General features: G+C 63.9%; 6 protein-coding genes. 1 reads left to right on the top strand and 5 read right to left on the bottom strand.

The window, feature by feature from the left end:
- Positions 1-292: 292 nt before the first annotated feature.
- A complete protein-coding gene (locus KWI83_RS37265; protein ID WP_218518803.1) occupies positions 293-1,423 on the top strand; it encodes a toll/interleukin-1 receptor domain-containing protein in 1,131 nt (376 codons plus the stop codon).
- Between the two features lie 60 nt (positions 1,424-1,483).
- Here the strand turns inward: KWI83_RS37265 and KWI83_RS39665 are convergent, their stop codons facing one another.
- The 5 genes from KWI83_RS39665 to KWI83_RS37245 all read right to left on the bottom strand — a co-directional run.
- Positions 1,484-1,846, bottom strand: coding sequence for an SLATT domain-containing protein (locus tag KWI83_RS39665; protein ID WP_308122396.1), 363 nt, complete (start codon positions 1,844-1,846; stop codon positions 1,484-1,486).
- Positions 1,843-2,322 (bottom strand): DUF4231 domain-containing protein, encoded by a 480-nt coding sequence (locus KWI83_RS39660; protein ID WP_308122395.1) that lies wholly within the window; start codon positions 2,320-2,322, stop codon positions 1,843-1,845. Before KWI83_RS39660 ends, KWI83_RS39665 begins: the two co-directional genes overlap by 4 nt.
- An 831-nt stretch (positions 2,323-3,153) precedes the next feature.
- Positions 3,154-4,857, bottom strand: coding sequence for a serine/threonine-protein kinase (locus KWI83_RS37255; RefSeq protein WP_308122394.1), 1,704 nt, complete (start codon positions 4,855-4,857; stop codon positions 3,154-3,156).
- A gap of 1,165 nt (positions 4,858-6,022) precedes the next feature.
- Positions 6,023-7,549 carry a glycosyl hydrolase family 28 protein gene (locus KWI83_RS37250; RefSeq protein WP_218518802.1) on the bottom strand — a complete coding sequence of 509 codons (1,527 nt, stop codon included), beginning with the start codon at positions 7,547-7,549 and terminating at the stop codon, positions 6,023-6,025.
- A 1,002-nt stretch (positions 7,550-8,551) separates the two neighbouring features.
- On the bottom strand, positions 8,552-9,760 hold a 1,209-nt coding region (locus tag KWI83_RS37245; protein ID WP_218518801.1), incomplete at its 5' end, for a ricin-type beta-trefoil lectin domain protein.

Below are 9,760 nucleotides of genomic sequence, written 5' to 3'. Positions count from 1 at the left end.
GCACAGCAACCGACTGAGTTACAACCTTCTCCACGGGTTCAAGGCGGCTCGCTCCGCTCACCGCGCGCGGCCCTGCCCCCGGCCGGGCCTGCGCTCCAGTCTCCGCCCCGCTCCAGCCCTGCCGGGGGCAGGGCCGCGCTCTCGCAGCAGTCGTCCCAGAGGATGTGTTGCACGTACTGGCGGAGGTTGGTGTGCTCGTCAACACTCTCAGAACACGGATGACGAGCGACTTCCTACGTTCAGCTTTGTGAAAACCACTTCAGCTGCAATTGCCTCTAGTTAACATGCGCACATGACGATGAACCCAAGCCCGGCTGGCTTCTGGAGCTACACCCACCGCGACGACGAGATCGAGGAAGGGCGCATCAGGCGGCTGGCAAGCAAAATCGCAAACGAGTTTGAAGGGATCACAGCAGACGAGTTCGATGTCTTTATTGACAAAAAGGACATCAGGTGGGGAGACGAATGGCGCAAGAGAATTGACAGCGCACTAACTGGGTCAACCTTTTTCATGCCCATCATCACTCCTCGATTTCTGAAAAGCGAGGAGTGTCGCCGGGAGATTCTCACCTTCATCGGCCACGCAAAGAGCTTGGGATTGCAAGAACTGCTTCTACCCATCTTGTATTTCGATGTCCCCCAACTTCGGGAGCCGGACTCCAGCGACGAAGTCGTAGCTCTAATCGCGGAGCGACAGTATATGGATTGGACAAAGCTTCGACTGGAAGATGAGGATTCGCCTGCTTATCGAAAGGAGGTTAACCGGCTCGCCGCTCGCCTTGTCGAAATCATCGAACAGACTGCGGAGGTTGAACCTCCTCCGATCCTTCTCCCTGACAGCACTGACACAGATGACGAACCTGGGATGCTGGAGTTGATGGCAGATGCTGAAAGTGCACTGCCAGGCTGGGCTCAAGTAATGGAAGATTTCAACGTAACGGTCCGGGAAGTCGGAGAACGAGTCACACGAGCCAACGAAGAATCCGCCCGCTCCGATGCCCGCGGCGGCGGATTTGCAGGACGCCTGCGAATCATGAACGAACTATCTAAAGATCTGAAAGATCCAGTCGATCGAATGAGTCAACTGGGCAACGACTACTCTGCAACCATCGTCACGATTGACCCCGGCGTACTGGGGCTTATTCGCATGGTCGAAGAGGAAGGCGTGACGGCGGAAAATGCAGAACAGGTCGGCAATTTCTTCACGGTAATCAGAACCGCTGGCGCTCAGAATCGCTTCATGGTTGAGAGCGTGCAGGAGTTCGCCAACACACTTACGGATACTTCCAATCTAAGCAAATCCATGCGTCCCGTTATCAAGAAGATGCGGGCTTCATTGCAGCATTTCATGGACGGGAAAGCCGTTTGGGACGAGTGGGATCGACGTATCTCTGAGGTCTCCGAGAGACTGAATCTGTCCTAAGCAGAGAAGGGTGCAGGCGACCTCGTCGTCGGCCGCTGGCTGCACCCTCACCTGCTTCTACTACATGGATCCGCGTGAAGCCCGCCACATCGTATGCTCACGACTAATGGCTTCCTCGGCGTCAGCAACCTCTCGAGCCCACGCTGTCTCGTTTACCGCGCTCCGCAGTCTCGTATGCACAATACTGAGATCATTGGCTGCGAAAGTGTAGGCGCGGCCTAGCGATTCATGTTGGCGCACAGCAAGCCAAGCTGACCCAGCACCCAAGATGGCAGCCAAAATTCCAGGCAGGTCGACAGAAACAATTCCACTGGCCTTCAAAAGAGCTGCAACAACCCCCAAACCCTCAACAAGAACTAGCGTCAGACGCCATCGACTAGCGGACTTGACATGCCTTGTCGCTTTTTCTGAATACCAAGCTATTTGATTCTCATTCGATCTCTGAGATATACGGAACGTCGCGCGTCGAGAGGCGAATCACGAACCTCACGAATTCGTTCCGAGATGCGTACGGGAGACGCCAAGACTATCGAATCAGACGGCATCTCGCGGATCAAAGATTCAATATTCTCTATAAAGCAAAGTTCGCCTTCTTCCGGCGTGCACGACAAGGTATAGGGTTGCGCTCCTACCGCATACTTCCATGTCAGTGTTTTGACTGATTCTGCGAGCGCCCTACCGTCATACCAATTGCGCTCAGGCTTGGTGGCCAACAGCCAAAGTTCAATAAGCAAAGTGACGAGGAATGCGACAGCGACTGCGAGGGAAGCGAGATCAACTGCGCCTACGCTGAATGTACCAACCGCGAGAATGGCAGAACATACAGCGAGCGTCAGTCGTAGCCTTGTGCCTAGCAAATAAGCACGTTGGCCGCTCAATGAAAGAGAGTCGGCTCGCACAAACAGTTCCGGTAGGTGACTATCGTTGAGTCTAATATCCACTATCGTTCCTTTTCGTCTCGGTGGCAGTGTGTTCAGTCGTATCACACGACCGATTCCCAGGTTGAGGGCTTGCGAAGCTAAGACGAAGCGCGGCACCCCTTCGGTTTCTTTTCTCTGTTCATCACTTAGTCTCACGGCTCAAGTTGTCGACAGCACAGACCTCTGAAGCATGGCTGGGCCGGCGCTACTGCTCGCACCGGTCGACCACACACCATGCAACGAGGCACACGCGCCTGGCCGGTCGGCACGAACCCAGTCACTGGGCGTCCACTCAGGCAGCACGGCGAGCGAGTCTCCGGAAGTGCTCTACGGCCCGGTCGGCGCGGCTTGCTCTGATTGACGGCACCAGCAGCGTGGCTGAGGCCGGTTGGGGCACAGCGAGGCATACGCGCGCCCGGTCGGTCGGCTGCCCCGCCATCGTGGCTGACTGTCATCGGCTGAGGTTCAGGCAGGCGGCACAACTGGCCCCTGAGGACGGCACCTTGCACCGGGGCAGACTGGGCCGTTCCCGGGCCGTCTGACGTCGCTCGACAGCGGAACGTGGCAAGCACGATGAGCGTGACGACGCTCCCTGGGTGCATGATCAGGGAACCCGTCATTGCCGCCCGTCTCATTTTCCGTCTCATTCAGTCCGGTTCATGGCCGTTCAAACGGGACCAGGAGCCGGGTGCGGTCCACGAGTAGGCCCTCCATGAACGCACGTGAACAGCCCCGTACGCGGGCCCCGGGCACACCACCACAGTTGGAAAGCGTGCAGGAAGGCCAGAGCCCTGCACCGCCCTCCAGCGCTCACTGGTAAACGCTGGCGATCGAGGTGCTGGCGCTGGTGCCCGCTGCTTCGGCCCTATACGAGATGGTCCAGACTGCATCGGTCTTGTCTGGTTCTCCGTACAGGTGACCGCCTTTCTCGCACGCGTAGTTCATACGTTCTTCGGCGACCACGGTGGTTGCACCCGTCATCACGCGACAGGTGTTTCCGTCAGGCAAGACGATGATGACGGGGGAGATCTGAGGACCGCCGGGGATATGAAAGTTATTGCCCGGCAGCGGCTCGACCAGAGTGAGTCGGACCATCCTGGTAGGGCTGGTGCCCATGCAGAGCAGAGCTTCGTGCTCGGGACTCTCATCTGGAGCGAAGCACGGGTCAAGGATCTCGCCCTCGGCGCTGCACCGCCAGGCATCGAGACGCATCGTGGCCTCAGATGAAGTCCAGCATGAGCCGATGGTTTCGCCGGTGACAGTGATGCCATCGGCGGGGTAACCGCCAATGGCCCAAGGCGTGATCGTGTTGACTTGGGTCCTGCTGAGCGTCGGAGACGGTGGGGGCGCCGAGGACGGTGAGGACACGGCGCGCACGGTGGCCGTCGCGCTGGTGGACGGGGCCACGCTTGAGCTGTTGTCCTGGGTAGAAGTGGCATCGGAGGGGCTGGATACAGGGCCGGATGCCTTGTCGGTCGTCACTCCGCCCCTATCCAGAGTAGTCACCGCCCAGGTTCCGGCTGCCGCGACAAGCACGCCGACAGCGGCTGCCAACCAGGCGAAGCGCCTTTGACGGCGCCGGACCCCAGTGGTCGTCCAAGCTCGGTCATCAATGGCCGGCATGTGCCATTGCTGCGACATGACGTCGCGTACGAGGGTGGGCTGGTCAGGTGCACCGTCCAGAACCTGAGTCACCTGTCGGCCCAGCAGGTCTGCCGTCTGCTCGGCGAGTGTGTCGGCCGTTGGTCGCTCTCCCGGCTCCTTAACCAGGCAGGCCGCGACGATGCCTCGCAGTTCGTCGGGCACCCCTTCCAGGTCCGGCTGTTCACGCATTACACGGAACGCCACGACATCAGGAGCACCAGAGCCGAAGGGAAATCGCCCGGTCGCCGCGTGGGCTACGAGCACGCCCCACACGAATACGTCACCGGGCGGTCCGGCAGCTCCGTCTCGATACTGTTCGGGACTGATCCATCCGGGGGTTCCCGACATCGCCCCAGTCCGGGTGATCATTGTGCCGTCGGCGATGTGGGCGATCCCGAAGTCCAGTACACGGGGGCCTTGCGGTGACAGGATGACGTTCGTCGGCTTGAGGTCACGATGAACGACACCCGCCGCGTGGATGGCGGCCAGCGCACTGGCGATGCCGGCCGCGAAGAGATGCAACTGTATTCCGGTAAGCGGCCCCTGTGCGGCCACATGCTGTTGGAGGGTAGGGCCGGGAACATAGTCGGTGGCCAGCCACGGAATGTCGGCCGCCGGGGCCGCATCCACCAGCGGCACCAGGCACGGCCCGCCTACCCGGCGCAGTACCGCAACTTCGCGGTGGAAACGTGCTCGGAATTCTGGGTCCGCGGCGTGCTGGGCATGAATCACCTTGAAGGCGACTCGGCGACCGCAGGGGTCTATGGCCGCGTACACGGTTCCCATGCCGCCAGTCCCGAGCCGACCAACGATGCGGTAGGAGGCAACGCGCTCGGGATCTCCCGGCAGCAACGGAGTGATCGTGGACACGGCGGCTGATCTCCAGAAGGCGGACGCGCGGAGGGGAGTGGAAAACCAAACGTAGCGCCTGACTGACCCGCGAGAACCGCCCTTGAGGGAAGCTGCACCTCTACACATCGCTGCCGTGCCAGATGCATGCCAGGTCCTGCGGGGAACCACGGGGAACACCGGGCAGCCAACGCACGGCCGACCAGGCGCCGGCCCCGCTCCACTGCAGGTCAGCAACCCGATCGACCTCAGAGCACACAAGCTTCCCAAGCTGAGAGCGCGAGTTCGATTCTCGTCACCCGCTCCAGCAGAGACCCTCAGGTCATGGACTCGGGGGTTTCTTTGTTGTCTAGACCGGTGGGCCGGTCGCACACCACAACCGCACCATTGGCCGTCGGCAATCTCCCCGCTGTGGTGCGTGGGGTCGTCCTTGTGGTCCTTCGCACGCTCGGTGCGGACCAGGTCGTCGAGTCCGGCGGCCACCTCGCGCTTTCGCTCCTCGTCGGAGTGCTGGTAGATCAGCGCGGCTTTCTCGGAGGACTGCCCTGCGTGGACCATCGTGTCCTTGAGGGTGGCGCCGGAGCGGGTCGAAAGGGTGTGCCCGGTTTGACGAAGGTCGTAGCAGCGGAACCCGTCCGGAAGCCCGGCGGTTGGCGGGCCAGCTCGGGCAGGGGGGCCGAGGGAGGCCAGCATGGAGAGTTCAGCCAACGGGGGCGGATTCTGCCAGGACGTGTCGATGTCGGTTCCGGTCCGGGCGCGGTGTTCGTCGGCGACCTTGCGGGCGAGGCTCCCGAGGGCGGGCGGCACCGGGGACGGCGACGGTGGAGCCGACGCCGGAGCGGTGGAGGGCAGTTCGGGTGCAGGCGAGGGCAGCTCGACCTCTGCGGCGGTTCGTTCCGGCGTCGTTGGCGTCGAAACGCGGTTCCGGTGCCGTCGCCGGTCGCAACGCCGTGGAGATCCGTCAGAAGGGGCCCTGGCCTCGAGCAATGGCTCCGCCACCGCTCCGGGGCGGCTCCCTGGATCGTCCCTGCGGCGGCCCGCCTCCCCCCGGTGTCCGCGCCCCGTCGTCAACCGCCTGGTCTGAGGCGCCGAAGGCAAGCCAGGCCGGAGCTGTGGTGCTGCCGCACAGCAAAGGGCGGTCGGCCCCGGCGTCCCCCCGGCAAGACGCCGGGCCGACCGCCGGCGGTCACAGGGCCGCGGCCTCCTCGGTGGTGAGGAAGCGGAGGTTCTGCACGTGCTCGTTGACGAACATGGGCACACCGTCCGAGGCCAGGTACCACCTCGGCTTGCCCCCGCTGTCGGCGATCACCCTGCCGTTGACACGGAGGTTCTCGAAGGTGACGTCCTTGACGGTGTGCTCCGCATCGGTCCCGGCGATGATCGACACGTCGGCGTTCCTGCCGTTGTAGCTGAGGTCCTTGACGTACACGTTCTCGATGCCGCGGCCGGACGCCTTGTTCCACTTCGGGTTGTTGATGACCCGCATGTGGACGAGCTGGCCCCAGCGGAAGTCCTCCACGCGGATGTCGTCGAACCTCACATCCCGAACGAGGTTGCCGTCAGCGGCATTGATGGCGATGCAGCCCTGGGCGTTCACCTGCGGCTCACGATGGTCGAGGATGTCGATGTTCTCGAAGTTCAGGTTTTCCAGCATCTCGTGTGCGGCGGGGTCGGGGTTGCCGTGCACGGCCATGTTGATCGGGTGGGCGACGTCGGCCCAGAGGGAGCAGTTCTTGACGGTGATGTTGCGGGTGTCGCCGTAGAAGTCCCAGCGGTGGGTGTAGAGGGCGATGCAGTCGTCGGACGTGCGCAGGAAGCAGCCGTCGATCGTGACGTTCTCGGAGCAGTAGAGCTGGATGCCGTCGCCCCAGCCCTCGCGGCTGAAGGCCCGCAGGTTCTTGATGGTGAGGTTCTGGCACTCGGCGACCCGGATGTTCTCGTACCGGGGGTTGAGGATCGTGATGCCGTCGATCGTGACGTTCTCGCACTTGCGGACGAACATCGCGCCCCACTTGGAGTTGTAGATCACACCGCGGCCGATCACCCGGGAGTTCTCCACTCCCTCGATATTCACGTGTGCGACGAGGACGGCACCGGGGGCCAGGTAGACGGTGGTGTTGCTGGGCACCTTCAGCACCCCGTCGGTAGGGGTGTGCAGACCGGGCCCGAAGTACATGACGTGCTTGTCGCCCTCGGCGGGCACGTCCTGCTCGATCGGGTTCGCGAACAGGTGCAGGCAGTCGAAGATCTTGTCGTCGACCTGGACGACGACGTTGCGGGGCCGGTCCAGGGTGAAGCGCGCGGTGTTGCCGAGCACCTCGGGCTTGATGCCGTACGAGTCCGGGCGGATGCGGAACTTCTCCGCGCCGCCCGGGTTGTAGGTGACCTCGACCTCGACGGTGCCGGAGAAGTCGAAGGAGGCCCAGGAGGAGTTCTGGACCGGGTTGCTGCCGGTGACGGCGTCGATCAGCGCGAGCTTGGCCAGGTAGACGCCGAGTCTCTGCCAGGTGCCGCCGAGCGGCCGGACCTTGACGGTGAAGGAGTTGTTGACCGGCACCTGCGGCAGGGCCGGATGGATGACAACGATGTCGTCCATGGAACCGTTTTCTGCGGCCGCAGCCTGAGCGGTGCCCGCAACACCGCTGACCATACTGCCGACAGCGACGGCACCCGCGGCCTGAAGGGCGGTTCGCCGGGACAGGATCGAGCTCATGGGGACTCCTTGATGGAACGTTCGGGCGGTGATAATCCCTGTTCAGCGCATTAAAGCCCGGCGCCGCAGCGGCGCATGGGGCGGGATTGGTCCGTCAAGCGGCAATCTGCTGCACGAGCAAGTTCACCGTCAAGGGGTCGGTCGACTTTTATAGCAACCGGTTTCTATCGAATGCCTCTCGGGGGCTTCAGCAGGAGGCACATATCCGTAGACCGGAAGCGCCACCGCCGCACCCAACACTGCCGCTCCCAAGCCAGAAGGGGGCGTGCCCGGTCCTCGTCACCACGCCGACAGGGAGGTGGCTGCACGCACCACTGGCCCGTCGCCTGCCGACGGTGGCACCGGAGCGACCGGCCGGAGTGACCGGGCGCCTTGCCCACCCAGCCGGTCCACCGGCGAGCCGGCACACGCCGGGGTCGGTGCGCGGTGTGCGGGCGGGACGCGGTGGGGCCTGTCGAGCCGATACTCTCCGGCGGGCCAGCCGCTCGGGAGGCCGGGGTTCGTGGCAGGTGCCGTCACAGGGCATGGCGAACAGCATGCTGATGCAGTGGCGGGCAAGGCGGAGGAGAGCCAGGGCGTGCTCCCCCGCCGGAGCGGCATCTGTCGCGCCCCTGACGTGACGTTGCTAGGCCGGGCCACTGCGGTCACAACAGGCAACCTGCATGACGAAGGCCCCTGACCGATCTGCCACGACGGTTTTCAAGATCGCTCATTTCGCCGGTCCCTCAAAAGCGGTGGCAACAGGCAGCACCTGCCGGTGCCACGCTGCCGCAGGCCGGATGGGCGCCGGCGGAGGACACGATCGCCGCGTGGATTGGCGGTCCGGTCAGACCGTACGGCTCGAATCCGAGTTGCCCGATCGTGGCGCCCAGCGCATGTCCGGCTCCCGCGTGCCGGGGCGAGGACCGAGGTCGGACGTAAGAGATCCCGGCAACCGGAGGTTCGGTTGCCGGGATCGGGTTCGTGGTCGCCACGGTGACATCACACCGTGGCGGCGTCAGGTCAGGTGAGGGTCCACTTCTGGTTGTTCTGGCCGTTGCAGGTCCACAGGAGCAGCTTGGTGCCGTTGGCGGTCGCCGCGCCTGATGCGTCCAGGCAGAGGCCGGAGAGGTTGTTGGTGAGGGTGCCGTCGGAGTTGGCGGTCCACTTCTGGTTGGTGCCGCCGTTGCAGTCCCAGATGATGACCTTGGTTCCGTTGGTGGTGCCGTTGTTGTCGGCGTCGAGGCACTTGTTGCCGTAGACGACCAGCTCGCCGCGTGACGTCTGGGTGAAGGTCTGGTTGCGCCCACCGGCGCAGTCCCAGATCTGCGCCTGGGTGGCGTTGGTGATGGTGTTCTTGTCGATGTCGACGCAGCGGTTGGAGGCGGAGCCGACGAGGGCGACGCCGTCGGTGCCGGGGATCCCCTGGACCCGGATGGCGTCGACGTTGGGGGCGGTGCTGCCGGAGACGGCTGCGAAGCGCACGGTGTTGTTGCCCTTGCCCAGGTGGGCGAGCACGGACACGGTCCGGTAGGTGGTCGCCGAGCCGGTCGGCGGGAAGGCCACGACGTACTTGTACTGCCCGTTGACCTGGATGGTGGCCTTGCGGGCGGTGCTGCCGCCGTTGGCGTACGTGATGTCGACCAGCTTGGTGCCCGCCGTCGAGGCGGTGACGTTGCTGAACGTCGGGGTGGTGGTGGCGGTGGTGGTGTCCTCGTACGTCGATCCGGACCCCTCGGTGCCGGAGACCGTCAGCAGCACGGCGTCGTTCGCCGGGACGCTGGTGGTGTAGCTGGTGGCGTGGGACTTGGACTTGGTGCCGGTCCACACGTTGCGGACGGACGCGGAGGCGGTGGTCAGGCCGAGGTCGGCCCAGCGGACGGTCATGTTCGCGGCGGATCCGGTGCGGTTGAGCAGGAGCACCGCGCGTTTGCCCTTGCCCGAGAGGACCTTGCCGTACACCTGGAGGTTGCGGGTGTCCTCGGCGACCTTGACGCCCTGAAGGCCCCGGGGGTCCTGGTCGATGGCGATGACCTTGGAGTTGGTGAGGATGTCGCGGGTGGCGGTGCTCATTGTGGCCAGGTTGTTGCCGGCCAGCAGCGGGGCGCCGGAGATCGCCCACAGGCCCATGTGCAGCCGGTTCTGAGCGTCACTCAGGCCGTTCATCCCGACCATCAGCATGTCGGGGTCGTTGTAGTAGCCGGTGTGCTGGGCGGCCGGGTGCAGGCCCCG

The organism is Streptomyces sp. TRM70350, from assembly GCF_019219825.1.
Taxonomy (GTDB): domain Bacteria; phylum Actinomycetota; class Actinomycetes; order Streptomycetales; family Streptomycetaceae; genus Streptomyces.
The sequence above is the reverse complement of the archived record's forward strand: the minus strand, read 5'-3'. Positions and strand labels throughout refer to the sequence as shown.

Bases quoted from the DNA above. Each gene is read 5' to 3' on its own strand.
- KWI83_RS37250 (WP_218518802.1), bottom strand. From the start codon at position 7,549: ATGAGCTCGATCCTGTCCCGGCGAACCGCCCTTCAGGCCGCGGGTGCC.
- KWI83_RS37265 (WP_218518803.1), top strand. From the start codon at position 293: ATGACGATGAACCCAAGCCCGGCTGGCTTCTGGAGCTACACCCACCGC.